At 38.9% G+C, this 24,901-nt stretch carries 23 protein-coding genes and 2 other annotated features; of the genes, 22 read left to right on the forward strand and 1 reads right to left on the reverse strand.

All coding sequences use genetic code 11. The annotated features are described in order from the left end of the window. Positions 1-5: 5 nt before the first annotated feature. The gene (ispD, locus tag ADM90_RS23165; RefSeq protein ID WP_053997208.1) at positions 6-698 is read left to right on the forward strand and encodes a 2-C-methyl-D-erythritol 4-phosphate cytidylyltransferase; all 693 of its coding nucleotides are present in this window, start codon (positions 6-8) and stop codon (positions 696-698) included. A gap of 56 nt (positions 699-754) precedes the next feature. On the opposite strand, the gene ADM90_RS23170 is transcribed toward ispD, so the two are convergent. Then, positions 755-2,392 carry an SWIM zinc finger family protein gene (locus tag ADM90_RS23170; protein ID WP_053997209.1) on the reverse strand — a complete coding sequence of 546 codons (1,638 nt, stop codon included), beginning with the start codon at positions 2,390-2,392 and terminating at the stop codon, positions 755-757. Positions 2,393-2,571: 179 nt separating this feature from the next. Here ADM90_RS23170 and ispF point away from each other — a divergent pair, with 179 nt between their 5' ends. The 21 genes from ispF to fusA all read left to right on the forward strand — a co-directional run bounded on the left by ispF (position 2,572) and on the right by fusA (position 24,827). Beyond that, positions 2,572-3,048, forward strand: coding sequence for a 2-C-methyl-D-erythritol 2,4-cyclodiphosphate synthase (gene ispF / locus ADM90_RS23175; RefSeq protein WP_053997210.1), 477 nt, complete (start codon positions 2,572-2,574; stop codon positions 3,046-3,048). A 91-nt stretch (positions 3,049-3,139) separates the two neighbouring features. Continuing rightward, the gene (gene gltX, locus ADM90_RS23180; protein WP_053997211.1) at positions 3,140-4,600 is read left to right on the forward strand and encodes a glutamate--tRNA ligase; all 1,461 of its coding nucleotides are present in this window, start codon (positions 3,140-3,142) and stop codon (positions 4,598-4,600) included. A gap of 50 nt (positions 4,601-4,650) precedes the next feature. After that, positions 4,651-4,870, forward strand: a binding site (T-box leader). Between the two features lie 253 nt (positions 4,871-5,123). After that, positions 5,124-6,524, forward strand: coding sequence for a cysteine--tRNA ligase (gene cysS / locus ADM90_RS23185; RefSeq protein WP_053997212.1), 1,401 nt, complete (start codon positions 5,124-5,126; stop codon positions 6,522-6,524). Between the two features lie 5 nt (positions 6,525-6,529). After that, positions 6,530-6,949 carry a Mini-ribonuclease 3 gene (locus ADM90_RS23190; RefSeq protein ID WP_053997213.1) on the forward strand — a complete coding sequence of 140 codons (420 nt, stop codon included), beginning with the start codon at positions 6,530-6,532 and terminating at the stop codon, positions 6,947-6,949. Next, a complete protein-coding gene (gene rlmB, locus ADM90_RS23195; RefSeq protein ID WP_053997214.1) occupies positions 6,949-7,701 on the forward strand; it encodes a 23S rRNA (guanosine(2251)-2'-O)-methyltransferase RlmB in 753 nt (250 codons plus the stop codon). The genes ADM90_RS23190 and rlmB overlap by 1 nt, the downstream gene beginning before the upstream one ends. A 2-nt stretch (positions 7,702-7,703) precedes the next feature. Continuing rightward, positions 7,704-8,216 (forward strand): NYN domain-containing protein, encoded by a 513-nt coding sequence (locus ADM90_RS23200; RefSeq protein WP_053997215.1) that lies wholly within the window; start codon positions 7,704-7,706, stop codon positions 8,214-8,216. 68 nt (positions 8,217-8,284) lie between these two features. Next, positions 8,285-8,932, forward strand: coding sequence for an RNA polymerase sporulation sigma factor SigH (gene sigH, locus ADM90_RS23205; RefSeq protein ID WP_053997216.1), 648 nt, complete (start codon positions 8,285-8,287; stop codon positions 8,930-8,932). A 78-nt stretch (positions 8,933-9,010) separates the two neighbouring features. Further along, entirely contained in the window at positions 9,011-9,157 is a 147-nt protein-coding gene (rpmG, locus tag ADM90_RS24125; RefSeq protein ID WP_083448664.1) for a 50S ribosomal protein L33, read from the forward strand. Positions 9,158-9,204: 47 nt separating this feature from the next. Continuing rightward, on the forward strand, positions 9,205-9,390 hold the full coding sequence (gene secE / locus ADM90_RS23210; protein ID WP_053997217.1) for a preprotein translocase subunit SecE: 186 nt from the start codon (positions 9,205-9,207) through the stop codon (positions 9,388-9,390). 340 nt (positions 9,391-9,730) lie between these two features. Next, positions 9,731-10,264 (forward strand): transcription termination/antitermination protein NusG, encoded by a 534-nt coding sequence (gene nusG / locus ADM90_RS23215; protein WP_053997218.1) that lies wholly within the window; start codon positions 9,731-9,733, stop codon positions 10,262-10,264. A gap of 229 nt (positions 10,265-10,493) precedes the next feature. Beyond that, positions 10,494-10,919, forward strand: a complete 426-nt coding sequence (gene rplK, locus ADM90_RS23220) for a 50S ribosomal protein L11 (RefSeq protein ID WP_004233593.1) — start codon at positions 10,494-10,496, stop codon at positions 10,917-10,919. 116 nt (positions 10,920-11,035) lie between these two features. Continuing rightward, positions 11,036-11,734, forward strand: coding sequence for a 50S ribosomal protein L1 (gene rplA, locus ADM90_RS23225; protein WP_053997219.1), 699 nt, complete (start codon positions 11,036-11,038; stop codon positions 11,732-11,734). Between the two features lie 53 nt (positions 11,735-11,787). Beyond that, positions 11,788-11,934: a sequence feature (ribosomal protein L10 leader region), on the forward strand. 32 nt (positions 11,935-11,966) lie between these two features. Then, positions 11,967-12,467: a 50S ribosomal protein L10 gene (gene rplJ, locus ADM90_RS23230; protein WP_053997220.1), complete on the forward strand. Its 501-nt coding sequence runs from the start codon at positions 11,967-11,969 to the stop codon at positions 12,465-12,467. A gap of 73 nt (positions 12,468-12,540) precedes the next feature. Then, positions 12,541-12,900 carry a 50S ribosomal protein L7/L12 gene (rplL, locus tag ADM90_RS23235; protein ID WP_053997221.1) on the forward strand — a complete coding sequence of 120 codons (360 nt, stop codon included), beginning with the start codon at positions 12,541-12,543 and terminating at the stop codon, positions 12,898-12,900. A 78-nt stretch (positions 12,901-12,978) separates the two neighbouring features. Further along, on the forward strand, positions 12,979-13,581 hold the full coding sequence (locus tag ADM90_RS23240) for a class I SAM-dependent methyltransferase (protein ID WP_053997222.1): 603 nt from the start codon (positions 12,979-12,981) through the stop codon (positions 13,579-13,581). A gap of 241 nt (positions 13,582-13,822) precedes the next feature. Next, positions 13,823-17,398: a DNA-directed RNA polymerase subunit beta gene (gene rpoB / locus ADM90_RS23245; RefSeq protein WP_200908588.1), complete on the forward strand. Its 3,576-nt coding sequence runs from the start codon at positions 13,823-13,825 to the stop codon at positions 17,396-17,398. A 205-nt stretch (positions 17,399-17,603) separates the two neighbouring features. Then, positions 17,604-21,287 carry a DNA-directed RNA polymerase subunit beta' gene (gene rpoC, locus ADM90_RS23250; protein WP_053997224.1) on the forward strand — a complete coding sequence of 1,228 codons (3,684 nt, stop codon included), beginning with the start codon at positions 17,604-17,606 and terminating at the stop codon, positions 21,285-21,287. 137 nt (positions 21,288-21,424) lie between these two features. Continuing rightward, a complete protein-coding gene (locus ADM90_RS23255; protein WP_053997225.1) occupies positions 21,425-21,673 on the forward strand; it encodes a ribosomal L7Ae/L30e/S12e/Gadd45 family protein in 249 nt (82 codons plus the stop codon). A gap of 98 nt (positions 21,674-21,771) precedes the next feature. Beyond that, complete coding sequence (rpsL, locus tag ADM90_RS23260) at positions 21,772-22,191, forward strand: 30S ribosomal protein S12 (RefSeq protein WP_004233609.1); 420 nt, start codon at positions 21,772-21,774, stop codon at positions 22,189-22,191. 41 nt (positions 22,192-22,232) lie between these two features. Continuing rightward, a complete protein-coding gene (gene rpsG / locus ADM90_RS23265) occupies positions 22,233-22,703 on the forward strand; it encodes a 30S ribosomal protein S7 (RefSeq protein ID WP_053997226.1) in 471 nt (156 codons plus the stop codon). Between the two features lie 42 nt (positions 22,704-22,745). Beyond that, on the forward strand, positions 22,746-24,827 hold the full coding sequence (fusA, locus tag ADM90_RS23270) for an elongation factor G (protein WP_053997227.1): 2,082 nt from the start codon (positions 22,746-22,748) through the stop codon (positions 24,825-24,827). Positions 24,828-24,901: the final 74 nt, after the last annotated feature.

A 24,901-nucleotide genomic window follows, 5' to 3' on the forward strand; every position in this document is an offset into this window, starting at 1 on the left:
AAGAGATGCAATATGAAGTAGTTTTACCTGCCGCTGGTAGTGGTAAGCGTATGGGGGCAGGGCACAATAAATTATTTTTAAAGCTTTTAGAGAAACCAATTCTTATCCATACATTAGAAGTATTTCAGCAGGACACGCTGTGCACAGGTATTTGGTTAGCCGTGAAACCAGAGGAACGTCTATATATTCAAACAATGCTACAAGAATATGGTATTACGAAAGTTAAGAGCTTACCCGCTGGCGGTGTTGAACGACAGCATTCTGTTCATTCGTGTATGAAGGAAATGGAGCAGGTCGATATTGTGCTTGTCCATGATGCAGCACGCCCTTTTATTACACATGATATTATTGCCAATCTTGTCCAAAGTGCACACACATATGGTGCAGCAATTGCAGGCGTTCGAGCGAAGGATACCATGAAAAAGGTTCGCAATGGGGTTATTGAAGAAACAGTGGATCGTGATAGCTTATGGATGATTCAGACACCACAAGCCTTCCAATACGATTTAATTGTCGAGGCAGAGGATGTGGCTGAGAAGGTAGGCTTTCTTGGTACAGATGAAGCCATGCTTGTTGAACGTCTTGGGCATGCAGTGCATATTGTAGAAAGCAACTATGAAAATGTCAAAATAACGACACAAGAGGATTTAATATTCGGAGAAGCGATTTTGCGTAAAAGGGCTTTGGATCTGGCATAGCTTATTAAAAATTCCATCGAAAAGTTGTATGTAATCAACTCTTCGATGGAATTTTATTATTTTTGTATATCTTTCAATTCCTCTATAAAAGCACGTCGTTTTGGATAGGCCTGTAACAGATCTTCAATAAGCTGCTTGGCTTCCACTCTATAACCGGCTTGACGCATTTTATTAATCGAATGGCAAACATCCTGGTATTTTTTTCGATTAGAGGCTATTTTGGCTTCATTGGTAATAGTATCAATAAATAGTGCACAGACCTCTTCATAATAATATTCTTTGATATATGGATAGTATTGTATGATGCGTTGTGGCTGTTCTTGGCAATAAGCTAACATACGTAATGTGTGTTGTTCCTCTACAATTATTTTTGGATATAAATGGGAGTTTCTGAGGTGATCTAATAGATCCTCTAAAGCTTCGGGCCATTGTTCAGTAGAATAAAGAGCCTTTAATTCCCGATAAAAGTCATAATCTCCATTTAATAATAGCTGCGAGGCCAATTGACGCATCTCTTCTGTATGTCCTAAATGCTTATGTGCAATAAAGGCATTGCTTTGCCACTTTCTTAAATTCCTTAAAGATAATTGATGTTGCTTCATTCCGTCTGTTGTTAATTGCACTACTTTTTCATAATCCCCACGATTCATAGCGGATTGAATAAGTTGATCACGCATTTCGGCGTTACTAATATGCTGCTCTAAAAATGCTTCTACCTCTTTCTGACTATATTTTGTCTCTAATAAGTGAAGCTTAATTTGTTGTAGCATATAGTTGTTAGGTCTCGTCTCATCAGTGTTTTCTATCGATTGCAGTAGCGCTTTAAACTGCTCTTCAATTGCATCATCTACACAAAGAGGGACGCAAGCATGCAATAGAGATATTCGATATTCTGCCCAATCTTCTAATATAGGCTGCATAGCTTTGTGAATGACAAGCTGATATACGGTTTCATATTGCTCCTTTGTCCAAATCTCAACACCGTCTTGAATAGCCCAATTAATAACTGCAATACTATTATCAAGTGCTTGGCTAAAATCACCATAAGAGTCATCGCCAAATTGCCCTGCTTCGATTGTGTATTGTAGACATAAAAAGCTTAGTTCAATAGCTGTTAGATAGTTGTCATTCTCAAGCTGTTCCTCAGCCTGATGAATTGTTGTATAGATGCCTTTGAGCGCTTTTGTTGCTCGATGTTGTGGAATAAAGTTATCATGCCTGTCTTGCTCAGCTCGTAGATGATGGACAATTAATTTTTCTGAAGCTGCTATAATATCTGTCGGCTTCATTAAGTGTATTTCCAATTCTTTTAGAAATTGAGGCGTACTTTTGCCCACTGTTAAAATTAAGTTGATTAAATTCTCCTTTGATTGTGCTACTAACAATTGCTGTAACGTGGATTGCTGTTTCTGTGATACGAGAGGTGCCTTGTTGAACTGCTCTTGTATGGTGTATAAAACAGCAACCATATGCTTACAATCATTATCATAAGGACAATCACAATCCGCATAGGTAATATCACCATTTTCTTCAAGCTCTACATTTACAATATAGAGGTCACTGCCTTCGACCTCAGCTTGCCAATTGTGTTCGTCAATTGCGATAACATCAATAACATATTCATTGATGAAGTAATCGTAACCACGCTGCAAAATTATTTTATTAAAGTGCTTTTCAAAAGTATGAATATTCATTGTGCCCCCACCTATTATAATTAGCGTTAAAATAAGCATATCAAAAATAGCTAGAATGTTAACCATCATGTAATGAGAATTAGTCTTAACACTTATTGCCTAGGAAATATGGTAAACTGTCTATACATAAAAAATCGTAAAGGTAGGTGAACGCTGCTACTAATAGGTGGCAGTATTATATGTTTCGAATTGGACAAGGTTTTGACGTACATGCATTTGAGGAAGGACGTCCATTAATTATTGGAGGTATTACAATTCCGCATGAAAAAGGGCTTGTTGGACACTCGGATGCAGATGTTTTGTTACACACGGTTACAGATGCAGCACTAGGAGCAATTGGAGAAGGCGATATTGGACGTCATTTTCCAGATACAGACCCTGCATTTAAGGATGCAGATTCAGCCAAGCTATTACAACATATTTGGCAAATTGTAGAGGATAAAGGCTATGTTCTAGGGAATGTAGATTGTACAATTATGGCACAGCGCCCTAAAATGGCCCCATATATTGGGCAAATGCAAAATCGTATTGCGGAATTATTACATGCAGAGCCATCACAAGTAAATGTCAAGGCAACAACAACAGAAAAACTAGGCTTTACTGGACGTGAGGAAGGTATAGCAGCAATGGCTACCATCCTCTTGATTAAGAAATAAATAGGCGTGAACCTTGCTTTTATTTCCTATAACAGAATGGTAAAATAAACAAAGTCAATTTTTTGATCGAAAATTTAGGAGGCTTTTAATTATGACGAAAGAAGTTCGTGTGCGCTATGCACCATCTCCAACAGGTTATTTACATATTGGTGGAGCGCGTACAGCATTATTCAATTATTTATATGCAAAACATCATAACGGTAAATTTATTGTACGTATTGAGGATACAGATATTGAACGTAATATAGAGGGCGGAGAGGCATCTCAGCTAGAAAACCTCAAGTGGCTAGGTATTGAATATGATGAATCCATTGATATTGGTGGACCTTATGCGCCTTATCGCCAAATGGAACGTCTCGATATTTATAAAGAGCACGCTGAAAAGCTTTTAGAGCAAGGCATAGCTTATAAGTGCTTCTGTTCCTCAGAAAAGCTTGAAGCATCTCGTGAAGAACAAAAAGCTAGAGGTGTAGCAGCGCCTACTTATGATGGTACATGTCGTCATTTATCGGCAGATGAAGTCGCAGCGAAAGAAGCAGCAGGTGAGCCATACACAATCCGTATGCGTGTACCTGAAAATGTAACATACGAATTTGAGGATTTAGTGCGTGGACAAGTTATATTTGAGTCTAAAGATATTGGTGACTGGGTACTTGTGAAAGCAAATGGTATTCCAACGTATAACTTTGCGGTTGTTCTCGATGATCATTTTATGGAGATCTCTCATGTTTTCCGTGGCGAAGAGCATTTATCCAATACACCAAAGCAAATGATGATTTTTGATGCATTTGGCTGGGAACACCCAACCTTTGGTCATATGACACTAATTGTGAATGAAAGCCGCAAAAAGCTATCAAAACGTGATGAATCAATTATTCAATTTGTTACACAATATAAAGATTTAGGCTATCTTCCGGAAGCAATGTTCAACTTCTTTGCATTGCTAGGCTGGTCTCCAGAAGGGGAAGAGGAAATTTTCTCAAAAGAAGAATTGATTAAACTATTTGATGAACAACGTTTATCTAAATCACCATCTATGTTCGATAAGCAAAAATTAACATGGATGAATAATCAATATATTAAAAAATTGCCTTTGGAAGAGGTGGTGGCGTTATCATTACCACACTTGCAAAAAGCAGGTTTAGTGCCTGAGGAACTGACTACAGAGCAACATGCATGGGCAACAGATTTAATTGCACTTTATCATGATCAAATGAGCTTTGGTGCGGAGATTGTCGAATTATCAAGCCTATTCTTTAACGATCATATTGAATATGATGAAGAAGCAAAAGCCGTTTTAGCGGGTGAACAAGTACCTGAGGTTATGACAGCATTTAAGGCACAACTTGAAGAGTTAGAAGAATTTACACCAGATACCGTAAAAGCTGCTATTAAAGCTGTGCAAAAAGCAACAGGTCATAAAGGTAAAAATCTATTTATGCCAATCCGTGTTGTAGCAACAGGGGAAACACATGGACCAGAGCTACCAAATGCAATTTGCTTAATTGGTAAAGAGAAAACGATTGATCGCGTAGAAAAGTTTGCACAATAAAGAGAACTTTATTGACAATTAATATGTTCGTTGTAAAATGTATTTACATTGAAAAAGCGTTGAGAAGGAGAAGTAAGTGGCGCATGCTCTCAAGAGAGGACCATCACCGGCTGAAAATGGTCTGAGCCTAGGCAAAACTGAAATGCACCTTTGAGCATAAAGCTGAACATATAGTAGGCTTTATCGAGTCGTTCCCGTTAAAGGACGTTCAGAGTGGAAGGTTTTTTGCCTTCAATCAGAGTGGAACCACGCAAATTAGGCGTCTCTGTCATTCCTTTTGGGGATGATAGGGGCGTTTTTTATTTTATGAACATAAGGAGGCATAGAAAGTTAAGCAATACGATATTTGTAACGTATAAGGATTACCTGTAATTGACAGAGGTGCAGTTGTTTTAAAAGAAGTACCATCCATGCTACAGTTGTTAACATTTCTGATAACATGGGAAGAGGGCTAGATCATCAGAATATGTTCGAGAGGTAGATTGGTAAAGAAATTGAATATTTAGAAGAGGAGAGGAACACAATGAGTATTCAAATTTTTAACTCATTAACACGACAAAAGGAAATCTTTGTACCACTAGAAGAAGGCAAAGTTAAAATGTATGTTTGCGGTCCAACTGTCTATAACTATATCCATATTGGGAATTCTCGCCCTGTCATTGTCTATGATACAGTACGTCGATATTTCCAATATAAAGGCTATGATGTGAAGTTTGTCTCAAATTTTACAGATGTAGATGATAAAATTATTAAAGCAGCAAATGAATTAGGCGAAGAAGTAAATGAATTAACAGAGCGTTTTATTGCTGCCTATTTTGAAGATGTGACAGCATTAGGTTGCAAAAAAGCAGATGTTCATCCACGTGTAACAGAGCATATGGACGATATTATTGAATTTATTCAAGTGTTAATTGATAAAGGCTATGCCTATGAATCTGCGGGTGATGTGTATTATCGTACGCGTAAATTTGATGGTTATGGTAAATTATCACATCAATCAGTAGATGATTTAAAAATTGGTGCTCGTATTGAAGCGGGTGAAAAAAAAGACGATGCATTGGATTTTGCATTATGGAAAGCGGCTAAGCCGGGCGAAATTCGCTGGGAAAGTCCTTGGGGAGCTGGTCGTCCTGGCTGGCATATTGAATGCTCTGTCATGGCTCGTGAACATTTAGGAGATACTATTGATATTCATGCTGGTGGGCAGGATTTAACCTTCCCGCATCATGAGAATGAGATTGCACAATCAGAAGCACATAATGATAAAACCTTTGCACGTTATTGGATGCATAATGGCTATATTAATATTGATAATGAAAAAATGTCTAAATCTCTTGGGAATTTTATTTTGGTCAATGATATTCGTAAGCAAATTGATCCTCAAACGCTACGTTTCTTTATGCTTTCAGTTCATTATCGTCATCCAATTAACTTTGCAAAAGATTTGGTAGAGGCAGCGGCAGCTGGTTTAGAGCGAATTCGTACAGCTTACAACAATGTTAAGCATCGTTTAACGACCACTGTAAGTCTAGGCGATCATACAGAAGAGTGGCTAAGTAAAATTGCTGATCAAAAAGCACTCTTTGAAGAGGCAATGGATGATGATTTTAATACAGCTAACGCTATTTCAGTATTATTCGAGCTAGCCCGTATCACCAATATTTACTTGAATGAAACAAATACTTGCAAAATGGTATTGGAAAACTTTATTGAAACTTTTGAGGTACTAGGTGACGTCTTAGGTATTGAATTTGCAAAAGAAGAAGAACTATTAGACGAAGAAATAGAAGCATTACTACAAGAGCGCGTAGAGGCACGTAAAAATCGTGATTTTGCTCGTTCTGATGAGATTCGTGACCATTTGCAAGCACAAGGTATCATTTTAGAGGATACGCGACAAGGAACTAGATGGAAACGAGGGTAAGTAACTTGGATAAACTTCGTAATGAAGATATTAAGCAATTAAATGCGCTGGCGTTAGCCTATATGGGTGACGCCGTGCTAGAACAAAAGGTGCGCGAGCATTTACTGCACTCGGGCCGAGTTAAACCAAACACACTTCATCGAGAGGCAACACACTACGTATCAGCAAAAGCGCAGTCTATGATTGTACATCGTATGATGGATGAAGGTTACTTAACAGAGGAGGAGCTGGCTGTGTTCCGTCGCGGACGCAATGCTAAATCTGGCTCTGTACCTAAAAATACAGATGTTCAAACTTATCGTAATAGCTCAGGCTTCGAGGCGGTGCTTGGCAGTTTATATTTATTAAATGAACTAGAACGCGTTTATGAAATCATTGCATATGCTATTCAAATAATCGAGGAGTCGAAAGGAGTGTTAAAATAATGGTAGAACAAAATAGTGAAATAATTGCTGGTAAAAACCCAGTATTAGAGGCACTTCGTTCAGGTCGCGATATGAATAAAGTATGGATTGCAGAAGGCGTCAAAAAATCGGGTATTAATGAATTGTTAGATTTAGCACGTGAACGTGGTATTATTGTTCAATTTGTGCCGAAAAAGAAAGTTGATCAATTATCAAATGCAAATCACCAAGGAATTGTTGCTGCTGTTGCTGCATATAAATATGCTGAGCTTGAGGATTTATTTACAGCAGCGGTCAAAAAACAGGAGGATCCTTTTTTCCTAATTTTAGATGAACTAGAGGACCCACATAACCTAGGCTCAATTATGAGAACAGCTGATGCAATTGGTGCACATGGTATCATTATTCCCAAACGTCGTTCAGTAAGTTTAACGGCTGTAGTAGCAAAGGCTTCAACAGGTGCTATTGAACATGTGCCAGTTGTGCGTGTGAATAATCTTGCTCAAACAGTCGATGAATTAAAAGAACGAGGTGTCTGGATTGCTGGTACTGATGCAAAAGGCTCTGTTGACTATCGAAAAATGGATGCAACATTACCCTTAGCGATTATTATTGGTAGTGAAGGCAAGGGCATGAGTCGCTTATTAAAAGAGAAATGCGATTTTTTATACCATTTACCAATGATAGGGCATGTTACATCACTAAACGCCTCAGTTGCTGCAGCGCTTTTAATGTATGAAGTGTATCGTAAGCGTCAAAAAGCGAATGAGTAACAATGAAAACTATTTTGCTTGTTGATGGCTATAATATGATTGGATCTTGGAAAGAACTGCGGCCATTACGCGATACAAATTTTGAAGATGCGCGCAAAAGGTTAATTGAACTGATGGCTGAGTATAAGGCAGCTATGGGGTGGCGCGTAATTATCGTTTTTGATGCACACCTTGTATCAGGCATTGAGCAATCTTATATAGAAAATGATGTAGAAGTCATTTATACTCGAAAAAATGAAACAGCAGATGAGCGTATTGAAAAAATGACGCATGAATTAAAAGCGAGAAATGTTCAAATTCATGTAGCAACATCTGATATGGCGGAGCAAAGTGTGATTTTTGGTAATGGCGCTCTACGCAAATCAGCTAGAGAGCTAGAAATTGAAACAAATATTATTCAGCATAAAATTTCGCATGATGTGAAGCGTAAGCAAGAAAGTAAGCCACCTTCTCGTATCGAATTAAAGCCAGATGTTGCGTTGGCTTTTGAGAAATGGCGGCGAGGCTTGAAATGATTGATTGACGCATATTTTCCAATTCCGTTATACTGTTCCTAATTATCTGTTGTAACTGAGGTGATACCATGTTTAAAAATAGCATTGTAAAAGCGGCACAAGATTTTGAACAATTCAATGATGAAGAACTTATTGAAATGGTGCATCAAGGTAATACAGATGCGTTGGATTATTTAATTACGAAATATCGTCTGTTAGTAAGAGCGAAGGCAAGGTCCTATTTCTTAATCGGAGCAGATAAAGAAGATATTGTGCAGGAGGGCATGATCGGTTTATATAAAGCGATTCGTGATTTTAAGGGAGATAAGTTGGCATCTTTTAGAGCTTTTGCGGAGCTGTGTATTACGAGACAGATTATCACGGCTATTAAAACAGCAACTAGGCAAAAGCATATACCACTCAATTCCTATATTTCCTTGGACAAGCCTATATTTGACGAAGAGTCAGATCGAACGTTAATGGATGTATTAACAGGCGCTATTATGGATGATCCAGAAGAATTAATGATTCATAGAGAAGAATTTGGGTACTTGGAAGAAAAGATGAGTGAAATTTTAAGTGAATTAGAGCTTCAGGTCTTAGCTTTATACCTAGATGGTCAATCCTATCATGAAATTTCTGCAAAACTAAATCGTCATGTAAAATCTATCGATAATGCATTGCAACGGGTAAAACGTAAATTAGAACGACATTTAGTGCTTGAAGAAATGTTTTAGTGGATATAGGCCTTTATTGACATTGACAAATGTAGGTGTTAGTCTTAAAAAGATAAAGTGCCGAAAAAGGTGATTGTATTGGCAAAAAAAATCGTGCTAAATTGCGAAAAATGCGGATCGAGAAATTACACATTTCAGGCTAAAGAAGGCTCCGCTGTACGCCTTGAATTAAAGAAATTTTGCACGCATTGCAATGAACATACAGTGCATAAACAAACACTATAAAATGATATGTAAATAGACAGATATAATTATTTGGAGGTTAGGCTAGAATGGGCAAGATCAAAGGCTTTTTAAGCAATGTAATGTCAGAAATGCGCAAAACAAGCTGGCCAAAAAGTAAAGAGCTGACGAAATATACAGTCGTTGTAATTTCAACAGTTGTGGTGATGGCTCTGTTTTTTGTGTTAGTTGACTTAGGTATTTCATCATTATTCCGCTGGTACTTAGATTTATAAACTTTAGTAAATAGCATGTTAATATTTTTGAAATAGCCCGTCCAATGCAATAACGGGTTTTTTCGTTTGTTTGATCTTCATGTGAAATAGCTGGGGTGAAGGGCAGTAAGTTATTCTCGTTTACGATAAATATGCTACTAAAGAGAGTATGGCGGTAGCGATAGATGACGATGCTAGACTTGGTATAGAACATCGTGCTTCTGCTAGCTGGTGAACAGGGGCGGTATTTAATCGAATGAGATATTTGTGGAAAAGAGTGAGGGCGTGCTTAGGTTAGCATATCGCGATTCATTTTCACTTTTATTTGTAAGGGAGGGACGGACGAGGAGTCCTAGTAGTTATGGAGAAAAATTGGTATGTTGTTCATACGTATTCAGGGTATGAAAACCGTGTAAAAGCAAACCTAGAGAAACGTGTAGAAACAATGGGTATGCAAGATAAAATCTTCCGTGTGATTGTTCCTGAACACGAGGAAACAGAAATGAAGGATGGGAAAAAACGTACAATGATGCGTAAAGTTTTCCCTGGTTATGTGTTAGTAGAGTTAATCATGACAGATGACTCTTGGTATGTTGTCCGCAATACGCCTGGTGTGACAGGCTTTATTGGTTCATCTGGTGGAGGAGCAAAACCAACACCTTTATTACCAGAAGAAGCAGATCGTCTACTGCAACAAATGGGTATGACTGACAAAGTTGTAGAAGTGGACATTACTGTTGGTGAAGCAGTAGAAGTATTAGAAGGACCATTTGCTCATTTCCAAGGGCGCGTTGAAGAAATTGACACAGAAAAAGGCAAAATAAAAGTGACGGTTGATATGTTTGGCCGCGAAACGATTATGGAGCTAAACTTTGAACAAGTTCAAAAATTATAGTTCTAGTAACAGAATCATGATTTGCCAAGTGGTAGATATTTCGCAGATTTTGTTAATTACTACTTGCTTAAAGAATTTAAAAGTGGTATCATTTCATAGGTCAGACTGTCATACTTTATTTTGACGTCTGTAATGATAATTTTAATGTTATCGGCACTAGCTGACAGACAGATATTGAGTGGGAGGGGCAACCCAATTACCACATCACGGACTTAAGGAGGTGTGTCTCGTGGCTAAAAAAGTTATTAAAGTTGTAAAACTTCAAATCCCTGCTGGTAAAGCTAACCCAGCTCCACCGGTTGGTCCTGCATTAGGTCAAGCAGGTGTGAATATCATGGGATTCTGTAAAGAATTTAATGCACGTACTGCTGATCAAGCTGGTCTTATTATTCCAGTTGAAATTTCAGTATTCGAGGACCGTTCTTTCACTTTTATTACAAAAACTCCACCTGCAGCAGTACTACTTAAAGTAGCAGCTGGTATCCAATCTGGATCTGGTGAACCAAACCGTAAAAAAGTGGCAACGGTTAAGCGTGACAAAGTTCGCGAAATCGCTGAAACTAAAATGCCAGACCTTAACGCTGCTTCAGTAGAAGCTGCTATGTTAATGGTTGAGGGTACTGCGCGTAGCATGGGTATTGTTATCGAAGACTAATACCAATTACTTGATGTATTGTTTTTTGGAAGGTTGCGAAGTTTCTCTGTGAACACGCAACCTTTATTCGTGGGAGGTAAAATCCGTTATAACCACAATCAAGGAGGAATTATATAATGGCTAAAAAAGGTAAAAAACTGCAAGATGCAGCAAAATTAATTGATCGTAACGCACTATACAACGCACAGGAAGCAATCGAACTTGCTCAAAAAACTAGCACAGTAAACTTCGATGCTACTGTAGAAGTTGCTTTCCGTTTAGGTATTGATACTCGTAAAAACGACCAACAAATCCGTGGTGCAGTCGTGCTACCAAACGGTACTGGTAAAACTCAACGTGTATTAGTATTCGCAAAAGGTGAAAAACTTAAAGAAGCAGAAGCAGCTGGTGCTGATTATGTAGGCGATGCAGAGTACATCCAAAAAATCCAACAAGGTTGGTTTGACTTCGATGTAATCGTAGCAACTCCTGACATGATGGGTGAAGTTGGTAAGCTTGGTCGTGTATTAGGGCCTAAAGGTTTAATGCCAAACCCTAAAACTGGTACAGTTACTTTTGATGTAACAAAAGCTATCGAAGAAATCAAAGCTGGTAAAGTAGAATACCGCGCTGATAAAGCTGGTATTATTCATGCTCCTATCGGTAAAGTTTCTTTCCCGGCAGAAAAATTAGTAGAAAACTTCTTAGCTGTTTTTGATGTAGTACAAAAAGCAAAACCTGCAGCAGCTAAAGGTACTTACATGAAATCTGTAAATATTACAACTACAATGGGCCCAGCTGTAAAAGTTGACGCTTCTAACGTAGTAGTAAAATAATTTATATATATGTATTGACTACAGTGGTTATATATGATAATATAATCGCTGTTGTGAATTATCCATTTGTACCGTAGACAGTAGGAGTGACTTGTCACTTAATGTTCCTACCGAGGACATCGGAATTCAGATTCTTATTTTAAAGATGATGACTTTCAGCCTCTGTGTCTATTTGACTCAGGGGCTTTTCTTTTGTCGGTATAAATGACCCATTCTAATAGGAGGTGTCATCATGAGCAAAGCAATCGAAAACAAACAAGTACAAGTTCAAGAGATTACTGAGAAATTCCAAAACGCTTCTTCTGTAGTAGTTGTGGATTACCGTGGTCTTAATGTTGCACAAGTAACTGAGCTTCGTAAACAACTTCGTGAAGCTGGCGTTGAGTTCAAAGTTTACAAAAACACTTTAACTCGTCGTGCTACTGAAGCTGCTGGTCTCGAAGGAATCAATGAAGTATTAGTTGGTCCTAACGCAATTGCGTTCTCAAATGAAGATGTTGTAGCGCCTGCTAAAATCATCAACGAGTTCGCTAAGAAAAACGACGCTTTAGAAATTAAAGCTGGTATTATTGAAGGTACAGTTGCTTCTGTTGAAGATGTTAAAGCACTTGCAGAACTTCCATCACGCGAAGGTCTACTTTCTATGCTTTTATCTGTACTTCAGGCTCCAGTGCGTAACTTCGCACTTGCAACAAAAGCTGTTGCAGAACAAAAAGAAGAACAAGGCGCGTAATTTAATTCGCACTAACGCTTCTGTGGCATAGCCCACAAAAATAAAACATTATCCAACTTAGGAGGAAATTATAATGAATAAAGAGCAAATCTTAGAAGCTATCAAAGCTATGACAGTTCTTGAATTAAACGATTTAGTAAAAGCTATCGAAGAAGAATTCGGTGTAACAGCTGCTGCTCCTGTAGCAGTAGTTGCTGGTGGTGCTGCTGCAGCTGAAGAAAAAACAGAATTCGACGTAGTATTAGCAGCTGCTGGTGCAGAAAAAATTAAAGTAATCAAAGTGGTTCGTGAAATCACTGGTTTAGGCCTTAAAGAAGCTAAAGAAGTTGTAGATAACGCTCCTAAAGCTCTTAAAGAAGGTATTTCTAAAGATGAAGCTGAAGAAATCAAAGCTAAACTTGAAGAAGTTGGCGCATCTGTAGAAGTTAAGTAATCTCACCATTACTTTTTTAACAAAAGGAAAGCTCGTCATTTTGGCGAGCTTTTTTCTTCATTCTGAGGAGGCGTGAAAATGTCGGATCATTATTATACAAATAAGCCTCAAACTGAGAGTAAACCTCGTCACTGGACATTCAAGTTACTAGGGCATACGTTTTCCTTTGAAACGGATTCAGGTGTATTTAGTAAAAGCGAAGTAGATTTTGGATCCCGTGTTTTAATAGACGCTTTTCAAATGCCGGATATTGATGGTGCAATTTTTGATGTAGGTTGTGGATATGGACCGATAGGGTTATCGATTGCCAAAGCAAATCCAGACCGTACCGTTTTTATGATGGATATAAATGAACGTGCAGTTGCGCTTTCACAAAAAAATGCGCAAGTAAACGGTGTTCAAAATGTGCGAATATTTGTGAGTGACGGCCTATCGATGGCTGATAAAGCTGTAAAAGCTGCAGCTATCTTAACGAATCCGCCAATTCGTGCAGGGAAGGAAACAATTTTCCGTTTTTATGATGGAGCCTATGATCAATTAGTATCATCTGGTGAGCTTTGGGTAGTTATTCAGAAGAAGCAAGGAGCACCATCAACAGTAAATTACTTAGAAGAAAAATTTTCAGAAGTCGATGTTGTAGAGAAGAAAAAAGGATACTGGATAGTACGGGCAAAAAAATAAATGAAATATGTATAATTTATTGACTTGACAATACGGCTATGATAGTATGGTAAAATGCAAAAATATTATTTTGAGGTCGTATGCCCTTTTGTATAAAAATGATTTAATATGGGTATACTTGCCAAGATAAGTTTAGTTAACCGAAAATGAGATCTTTTTGAAGACTCGTTTTCTTTTTGTCTTTCGAAATCATACACTATTTGTATGATTTTGCAAAGACCTAATATCGCTTTATTGAGGGGTGAATGAGTTGACAGGTCAACTAGTTCAGTACGGACAACACCGCCAGCGTAGAAGCTTTGCGCGTATTAAAGAGGTGCTTGAGCTTCCAAATCTGATTGAGATTCAAACGGCGTCTTACGAGTGGTTCCTTGAAGAAGGTTTACGTGAAATGTTCCGTGACATTTCACCGATCGAGGACTTTACAGGTAATCTTTCATTAGAATTCATCGATTATTCATTAGGAGAGCCTAAATATGATGTTGATGAATGTAAAGAGCGAGATGTTACTTACGCAGCTCCATTACGTGTGAAAGTACGTCTTTACAACAAAGAAACAGACGAAGTGAAAGAACAAGATGTCTTTATGGGTGATTTCCCGTTAATGACAGAAACAGGGACGTTCATTATCAATGGTGCTGAACGCGTTATCGTTTCACAATTAGTTCGTTCACCAAGTGTATATTTCCATGATAAAACTGATAAAAACGGTAAAAAAGGTTTTGGTGCTACAGTTATTCCAAACCGTGGTGCATGGCTAGAGTATGAAACGGATGCTAAGGATGTAGTATACGTACGTATTGATCGTACGCGTAAACTACCTGTAACAGTGTTACTACGTGCGTTAGGCTTCGGCTCAGACCAAGAAATTATCGATATTATTGGTGATAATGAATATTTACGTAATACGTTAGAGAAGGATAACTCTGAAAGTACAGAAAAAGCACTTTTGGAAATCTACGAACGTTTACGTCCAGGGGAGCCACCAACAGTAGAAAGTGCGAAGAGTTTATTATACTCTCGTTTCTTCGATGCTAAACGTTATGATTTAGCGAATGTTGGTCGCTACAAAATGAATAAAAAGCTTCATATCAAAAATCGCTTATTCAACCAAACGATTGCTGAAACGCTTGTAGATCCAGAAACAGGCGAAATTTTAGTAGAAAAAGGTACAGTGCTTGACCGCCGTACTTTAGATAAAATTTTACCTTACCTTGAAGATGCGTCAAAAGGTATTGGTTACCGTACTTTATCACAGGTTGGTGGAGTGCTTGAGGATGATGTCACTATCCAATCTATTAAAATTTATGCACCGAATGATGAAGCACAAAAGGAAATTAATATTATTGGTAATGCGTACATTGAAGAAGAAGTAAAGAATATTACGCCTGCTGATGTTTTAGCTTCAGTAAGCTATTTCTTCAACCTCCTTTACCGTGTAGGGTCAACGGATGATATCGACCATTTAGGTAACCGTCGTTTGCGTTCTGTTGGTGAGTTACTACAAAACCAATTCCGTATCGGGCTATCTCGTATGGAACGTGTAGTACGTGAACGTATGTCCATTAACGATACGGCTTCTATTGTGCCACAACAATTAATTAATATTCGTCCTGTGATTGCGTCAATTAAAGAGTTTTTCGGAAGCTCCCAATTATCACAATTCATGGACCAAACAAACCCGTTAGCAGAGTTAACACATAAGCGTCGTCTATCTGCCTTAGGACCTGGTGGTTTAACACGTGAACGTGCTGGTTTCGAAGTACGTGACGTTCACTACTCTCACTATGGTCGTATGTGTCCAATCGAGACACCAGAGGGTCCAAACATTGGTTTAATCAACTCTTTATCTTCATTTGCCAAAGTAAATAAATTTGGTTTCATTGAGACACCTTATCGTCGTATTGATCATGAAACTGGCAAAGTAACAGATCAGATTGATTATTTAACAGCCGATGAAGAAGATAACTACTATGTAGCACAAGCAAATTCACCGTTAAATCCAGATGGTACTTTTGCTAATGATGAAGTAGTAGGTCGTTTCCGTGGGGATAACACTGTCTTCAATAAAGCACAAATGGACTACATGGATGTATCTCCTAAACAAGTTGTTTCAGCAGCGACAGCGTGTATTCCGTTCTTAGAAAATGATGACTCGAACCGTGCACTTATGGGTGCCAACATGCAACGTCAAGCAGTTCCACTTCTTAACCCAGAAGCACCATTTGTTGGTACGGGTATGGAGCATGTGGATGCACGTGATTCAGGCGCGGCTGTAGTAGCGAAATATGATGGTATTGTTGAACATGTTGAAGCTCGCTCTATCCATGTTCGCCGTATTGAAGTTGTAGACGGCAAAGAGGTTAAAGGCGATTTAACAAAATATAAATTACAGAAGTTCATTCGTTCTAACCAAGGTACTTCATACAACCAACGTCCACTTGTAAAAGTAGGCGAACGTGTGAAGCCTCGTGACATTTTAGCAGATGGTCCATCAATGGAAAAAGGCGAACTAGCTCTTGGACGTAACGTACTGGTTGCATTCATGACTTGGAACGGCTTTAACTATGAGGATGCTGTTATTATGAGTGAGCGCCTTGTAAAAGACGATGTCTATACATCTGTTCATATTGAAGAATATGAATCAGAGTCTCGTGATACAAAGCTTGGGCCTGAAGAAATCACTCGTGATATTCCAAACGTCGGAGAAGATGCACTTCGTAACCTAGATGAACGTGGTATCATCCGTATTGGTGCGGAAGTACGTGACGGGGATATTCTTGTAGGGAAAGTAACACCTAAAGGAGTTACAGAACTAACTGCTGAAGAACGCTTATTACATGCAATCTTCGGTGAAAAGGCTCGTGAGGTTCGTGATACGTCATTACGTGTACCACACGGTGCTGGCGGTATTATTCTTGATGTGAAAGTATTTAACCGTGAAGATGGCGATGAATTACCACCAGGTGTGAACCAATTAGTTCGTGCTTACATTGTTCAAAAACGTAAAATTCGTGTTGGGGACAAAATGGCCGGACGTCATGGTAACAAAGGGGTTATCTCTCGTATCTTACCAGAAGAGGATATGCCGTTTATGCCAGATGGCACGCCTGTTGATATTATGTTAAATCCACTTGGTGTACCTTCTCGTATGAATATCGGACAAGTTTTAGAGTTACACTTAGGTATGGCTTCTCGTTACCTAGGCGTTCATATGGCAACACCAGTATTTGATGGTGCTAATGAAGAAGACGTTTGGGAGACAATGGAAGAAGCAGGGATGAACCGTGACGGGAAAACAATCCTGTATGATGGACGTTCTGGTGAACCGTTTGATAACCGTGTATCTGTAGGTGTCATGTATATGATCAAACTTGCACACATGGTTGATGATAAGCTCCATGCACGTTCTACGGGTCCTTACTCACTTGTTACGCAACAGCCACTTGGTGGTAAAGCGCAATTCGGTGGGCAACGCTTTGGTGAGATGGAGGTATGGGCACTTGAAGCATATGGTGCTGCTTATACACTTCAAGAAATCTTAACAGTTAAATCCGATGACGTTGTTGGTCGTGTGAAAACATATGAAGCCATTGTTAAAGGTGAAAGTGTACCAGAGCCAGGTGTTCCTGAGTCATTTAAAGTATTGATTAAAGAACTTCAATCGCTTGGTATGGATGTTAAGATGTTAACAGTTAATGATGAAGAGGTAGAGCTTCGTGATTTAGATGAAGAAGATGATCTTCAACCTGCTGATGCACTTAATATTGCACCACAGCCAGATACAGAAGAAGAGCCAGTAGAGTCTTTTGAATAATGGATAACCAAGGTTCACGGTTGTGAATATGGCAAAACTTATTTTTCAAACTAGCCGGGCAGGATTTAACGCCCTGCCTGGCTTTTTCTTTTAATAAACTATTCTATTTTTAATCATTTGTTAAAGAAGAACGTTCTTTGCAAACGATTATCGAGCTGCGTAAAAGAGTCTTTATAAAGACCTATACTAAAGGGAGGTAGGCTCCTTGATAGACGTTAATGAATTTGAATATATGAAAATTGGTTTAGCATCACCTGACAAGATTCGTTCTTGGTCATACGGTGAAGTAAAAAAACCTGAAACAATTAACTATCGTACATTAAAACCAGAAAAAGATGGTTTATTCTGTGAGCGTATTTTTGGTCCAACAAAGGACTGGGAATGTCATTGTGGTAAATATAAGCGTGTACGTTATAAAGGCGTAGTTTGTGATCGTTGTGGCGTTGAAGTAACACGTGCGAAAGTACGTCGTGAACGTATGGGACACATTGAATTAGCAGCACCAGTTTCTCATATTTGGTACTTCAAAGGTATTCCAAGCCGTATGGGTCTTATTTTAGATATGTCTCCACGTGCTTTAGAAGAAGTGATCTATTTTGCTTCTTATGTTGTGATTGATGCAGGTGCTACTAATTTAGAAAGTAAACAATTGCTTTCTGAAAAAGAGTACCGTGCGTACCGTGAAAAATTCGGTAACACATTTGAAGCATCTATGGGTGCGGAAGCTATTAAAAAATTACTAAACAAAATTGACTTAGAAGATGAAACACAATCTTTAAAAGAAGAATTGAAATCTGCACAAGGTCAAAGACGTACACGTGCTATCAAACGTTTAGAAGTTGTAGAATCATTCCGTAACTCAGGTAACTCACCTGAATGGATGATTTTAGATGTACTACCAGTTATTCCACCAGAGCTTCGTCCCATGGTGCAATTAGATGGTGGCCGTTTTGCTACATCTGACTTAAACGATTTATACCGTCGTGTAATCAACCGTAATAACCGTTTAAAACGTTTATTAGATTTAGGTGCTCCAAGCATCATCGTACAAAACGAAAAACGTATGTTACAAGAAGCTGTTGACGCATTAATCGATAATGGTCGTCGCGGACGCCCTGTAACAGGTCCTGGTAACCGCCCATTAAAATCGCTTTCACATATGTTGAAAGGTAAACAAGGTCGTTTCCGTCAAAACTTACTCGGTAAACGTGTTGACTACTCTGGTCGTTCCGTTATCGTAGTAGGACCTAATTTAAAAATGTATCAATGTGGTTTACCAAAAGAAATGGCTATCGAATTATTCAAGCCATTCGTTATGAAAGAGTTAGTAGAACGTGGTCTTGCTCATAACATTAAATCTGCTAAACGTAAAATCGAGCGTTTAAACAACGACGTATGGGACGTTTTAGAAGATGTTATCCGCGAGCATCCAGTATTACTAAACCGTGCACCAACGCTTCACCGTCTTGGTATTCAAGCATTTGAACCAACCCTTGTTGAAGGGCGTGCTATTCGTCTTCATCCATTAGTATGTACAGCCTACAATGCTGACTTCGATGGTGACCAAATGGCGGTTCACGTACCATTATCAGCAGAAGCTCAAGCAGAAGCTCGTCTTCTAATGCTTGCTGCACAAAACATCCTGAATCCAAAGGATGGTAAACCTGTTGTAACACCATCTCAAGATATGGTATTAGGAAACTACTACCTAACACTTGAGCGTGAAGATGCTCGTGGTGAAGGTTCTGTTTTCTATGGTCCAAATGAAGTGTTAATTGCTTATGATACAGGTCATGTACATTTGCATACACGTATTGCAATTAAAGCAGGTTCGTTAAATAACCCAACATTCACGGAGGAACAAAATAATATGTTCCTATTAACAACTGTTGGTAAAGTGATCTTTAACGAAATCTTGCCAAAATCATTCCCATATATTAACGAGCCAACTGACTTTAACTTAGAGCAAGCAACACCAGATAAATACTTTGCTAAGTTAACAATTGATGAAGAAACGCTGAAGGAGCTTGAAACAGATAGCGCTTATAACAGTCTCGATGAAAAAGGGAAGATTGCTGCACAACGTTCGGCTGTACTGCGTAAATATTTTGCATCAGTACCTGTTGTGAATCCATTCCGTAAAAAATTCTTAGGGAATATCATTGCTGAAGTGTTTAAACGTTACCATATTACGGAAACATCTAAAATGCTTGATCGCATGAAAAACCTAGGTTTCAAATATTCAACACGTGCAGGTATCACAGTAGGTGTATCTGATATCGTGGTATTACCTGATAAAGGTGAAATTTTAGCAGAAGCTCAAGAAAAAGTGGATAAAGTGCAAGCGCAATTCCGTCGTGGTTTCATCACAGAGGATGAGCGTTATGATCGTGTTATCTCAAGCTGGAGTGCTGCGAAAGATGAAATTCAAGCGAAGCTGATGAAGTCACTTGAGAAAACGAATCCAATTTTCATGATGTCTGACTCAGGTGCCCGTGGTAACGCATCTAACTTTACGCAGTTAGCAGGTATGCGTGGTTTGATGGCCAACCCGGCTGGTCGTATTATCGAACTTCCAATTAAATCTTCATTCCGTGAAGGTTTAACAGTATTAGAATACTTTATCTCTACGCATGGTGCTCGTAAAGGTCTTGCCGATACAGCCCTAAAAACAGCCGATTCAGGTTACTTAACACGTCGTCTTGTTGACGTTGCACAGGATGTTATTGTGCGTGAAGATGATTGTGGAACTGACCGTGGTTTAACAATTGGTGCGTTAATGGAAGGTACAGAACTAATCGAGGCTTTAGATGAACGTATTGTTGGCCGTCATACGAAGAAAACAATCTTCCACCCTGAAACTGGTGAAGTTATTCTTGCAAAAGACGGTTTAATCGACCAAGATATCGCTCGTGCAATTATTGAAGCTGGTATCGAAGAAGTGACAATCCGTTCAGCATTTACATGTAATACAAAACATGGCGTATGTAAAAAATGTTACGGCATGAACTTGGCAACAGGTGAAAAGGTTGAGGTTGGGGAGGCAGTTGGTATTATTGCGGCTCAATCAATCGGAGAACCAGGTACACAATTAACAATGCGTACATTCCATACAGGTGGGGTTGCCGGAGATGATATTACACAAGGTCTTCCACGTATCCAAGAGATCTTTGAAGCACGTAATCCAAAAGGTCAATCGGTTATTTCAGAAATCGCTGGTACAGTTTCAGATATCACTGAAATCCGTGAAGGTTTAAAAGAAATTACAGTTCAAGGTGACGTAGAAACTCGTAAGTATCAAGCACCTTATAATGCACGTTTGAAAGTTATCGAAGGTGATAATGTAGAGCGTGGTCAAGTGTTAACAGAGGGTTCTATTGATCCAAAACAATTGTTAAAAGTCAAAGACGTTTCAACTGTTCAAGAATATTTATTAAAAGAGGTTCAAAAAGTATACCGTATGCAAGGGGTAGAAATTGGGGATAAACATATTGAGGTAATGGTTCGCCAAATGCTTCGTAAAGTGCGTGTAATTGAAGCCGGTGATACAGAGTTACTACCAGGTTCATTATTAGATATTCACCAATTCTCAGAGGCAAATGCAGATGCTGTGATGAATGGCAAAAACCCTGCAACTTGTCGTCCTGTGATCCTAGGTATTACAAAAGCTTCTCTTGAAACAGAATCATTCTTATCGGCAGCATCGTTCCAAGAAACAACACGTGTGTTAACAGATGCAGCAATTAAGGGTAAACGTGATGAGCTTCTTGGCTTAAAAGAGAACGTAATTATTGGTAAGCTTGTTCCAGCAGGTACGGGTATGCAACGTTATCGTCAAATCCGTATCGAAAAAGATGAGCTTGACGCGGAAGTTCTTTCTGCTGAATAATCATTAAAATAGGGCCGAAGAAATGTGTTTTACGCATTTCTTCGGACTTTTTCAAGATAATAGTTGACAGTGTAAATAGGTAATGATAATATATTGAAGGTTGATAGTTAACTGTCTGTACTTCGGAGGATATGTGAATGTCTTATGATAAAGTAAGGGCTAGTCAAACAATCATAGGTACAAAGCAAACAGTAAAAGCAATGCGAGCTGGTTCAGTGAAAGAACTTTTTGTGGCACTTGATGCAGACAATTGGGTAACCGATTCGGCCATATCTTTCGCGAGAGAAATCGGTATACCAGTTATTCTTGTTGAGTCAAAAAAAGAGCTGGGCAAAGCCTGTGGAATCCATGTTGGAGCTGCAGTAGTTGCGATTACTGTAGAGTAGTTTTTGTGTAAAAAGCACAAAGACTTTGTTTTTACCCAAAAAATGAACCACCTGGATGTGTGGTATTAAAAAAGAAGGAATGAAGGGAGGAAAAATCGATGCCTACAATTAACCAATTGGTACGTAAGCCTCGTAAATCTAAAATCACGAAATCAAATTCACCAGCGTTAAACAAAGGATATAACTCATTTAAAAAATCTTTAACTGATGTTAAATCTCCTCAAAAACGTGGTGTTTGTACTCGTGTAGGTACAATGACGCCTAAAAAACCAAACTCAGCGTTACGTAAATACGCTCGTGTACGTTTAACTAACCAAATCGAGGTTACAGCGTACATTCCTGGTGAAGGCCACAACTTACAAGAGCACAGTGTTGTTCTTATCCGTGGCGGTCGTGTAAAAGACTTACCGGGTGTTCGTTACCATATCGTTCGTGGTGCTCTTGATACTGCTGGTGTAAACGGTCGTATGCAATCACGTTCTCTATACGGAACAAAACGCCCTAAAGAAAAAAAATAATCTGATTTTAAAAAGATAACTATTTGAAAGGAGGAAAACACATGCCTCGTAAAGGTCCTGTTTCCAAACGTGACGTGTTACCAGATCCAATTTATAATTCAAAACTAGTAACTCGTTTAATCAATAAAATGATGGTTGATGGTAAAAGAGGTACTTCTCAAAAGATTTTATACGGTGCGTTCGAATTAGTAAAAGAACGTTCTGGTGAAAATCCAATTGAAGTATTCGAAGCTGCTCTAAATAACGTAATGCCAGTTCTTGAAGTACGTGCTCGCCGTGTTGGTGGTTCTAACTACCAAGTACCAGTTGAAGTACGCCCAGAACGTCGTACAACTTTAGGTCTTCGTTACCTAGTTAACTATGCTCGTCTTCGTGGTGAAAAAACAATGGAAGAGCGCTTAGCTAACGAAATTCTTGATGCTTCTAACAATACTGGTGCATCAGTTAAGAAACGTGAAGATATGCACAAAATGGCAGAAGCGAACAAAGCATTCGCTCACTACCGTTGGTAATCTAAACATCGCATAAGCCCAATATGGAAGGAGAAATACCTAATGAAACGCGAATTCTCACTAGAGAATACTCGTAATATTGGGATCATGGCTCATATTGATGCTGGTAAAACAACAACAACTGAGCGTATCCTTTATTACACAGGTAAGATTCACAAAATCGGTGAAACTCATGAAGGCGCTTCTCAAATGGACTGGATGGAGCAAGAGCAAGAGCGTGGTATTACAATCACTTCTGCTGCAACAACAGCTCAATGGAACGGCCATCGTGTTAACATCATCGATACTCCTGGACACGTAGACTTCACTGTAGAAGTTGAACGTTCTTTACGTGTACTTGATGGTGCAGTAACAGTTCTTGATGCTCAATCAGGTGTTGAGCCACAAACTGAAACTGTATGGCGTCAAGCTACTACTTACGGTGTTCCACGTATCGTATTCATTAACAAAATGGATAAAATGGGTGCAGACTTCCTATACTCTGTAGGCACTTTACATGAGCGTTTACAAGCAAATGCACATCCAATTCAATTACCAATCGGTGCTGAAGATGAGTTCAAAGGAATCATTGACTTAATCGAAATGAATGTTACTTACTACGATAACGAAGAAGGTACAGCATTACGTGAAGGTGAAGCAATTCCTGAAGAACATCAAGCACAAGCAGAAGAATACCGTGAAAAATTAATTGAAGCAATTGCTGAAATTAATGAAGATATCATGGAAAAATACTTTGCTGGTGAAGAGATTACAAAGGAAGAGCTGAAAGCAGCAATCCGTAAAGCAACAATTGCGGTAGAATTCTACCCTGTTCTTTGTGGTACAGCATTCAAACACAAAGGTGTTCGTAAAATGCTTGATGCAGTAATCGATTACCTTCCAGCTCCAACAGATGTACCTGCTATTAAAGGTACATTAGCAGATTCAGATGAAGAAGTTATTCGTCATTCTTCTGATGAAGAGCCATTCTCAGCTCTTGCATTCAAAGTTATGACAGACCCATTCGTTGGTAAATTAACATTCTTCCGTGTGTACTCTGGTATTTTACAATCAGGTTCATACGTTCAGAACTCTACAAAGGGTAAACGTGAGCGTGTAGGTCGTATCCTACAAATGCACGCTAACTCTCGTGAAGAGATCTCTCAAGTGTTCGCAGGGGATATCGCTGCAGCTGTAGGTCTTAAAGATACTACAACTGGTGATACATTATGTGACGAGAAAAACTTAGTTATTCTTGAATCTATGGAATTCCCAGAACCAGTTATCTCTCTTTCTGTAGAACCAAAATCGAAAGCAGACCAAGATAAAATGGGTCAAGCTTTACAAAAACTACAAGAAGAAGATCCAACATTCCGTGCACATACAGACCAAGAAACTGGTCAAACAATCATCTCAGGTATGGGTGAGCTTCACCTTGATATCTTAGTTGATCGTATGCGCCGTGAATTCAAAGTAGAAGCTAACGTTGGTGCTCCACAGGTATCTTACCGTGAGACATTCCGCGGCTCTGCTCAAGTTGAAGGTAAATTCGTTCGCCAATCAGGTGGTCGTGGTCAATTTGGTCACGTTTGGATTGAATTCTCTCCAAACGAAGAAGGAAAAGGCTTCGAATTTGAAAATGCTATCGTTGGTGGTGTAGTTCCACGTGAATACATTCCTGCTGTAGAAGCTGGTCTTAAAGACTCTCTACAAAACGGTGTACTTGCTGGTTACCCATTAATCGACATCAAAGCGAGATTATTCGATGGTTCTTACCATGATGTTGACTCTAACGAAATGGCATTCAAAATCGCTGCATCTATGGCTCTTAAAAACGCGGTTTCTAAATGTAACCCAGTTTTACTTGAACCAATGATGAAAGTTGAAGTTGTAATTCCTGAAGAATACCTTGGTGATATCATGGGTAACATCACTTCTCGCCGTGGACGCGTAGAAGGTATGGAAGCTCGCGGTAACGCTCAAGTTGTTCGTGCAATGGTTCCACTTTCAGAAATGTTTGGATATGCAACAACTTTACGTTCTGCAACGCAAGGTCGTGGTGTATTCTCAATGGTATTCGATCATTATGAAGAAGTACCAAAATCAATTTCTGAAGAGATCATCAAAAAAAATAAAGGTGAATAATTGAAATTTCATCTTGCATCAAGTATAACTAATCTGTAAGCTATGATTGCAGGATAGGGAAAGGGCCCGTTCTC

The organism is Lysinibacillus macroides (assembly GCF_001281525.1).
GTDB classification, from domain to species: Bacteria; Bacillota; Bacilli; order Bacillales_A; family Planococcaceae; genus Lysinibacillus; species Lysinibacillus macroides.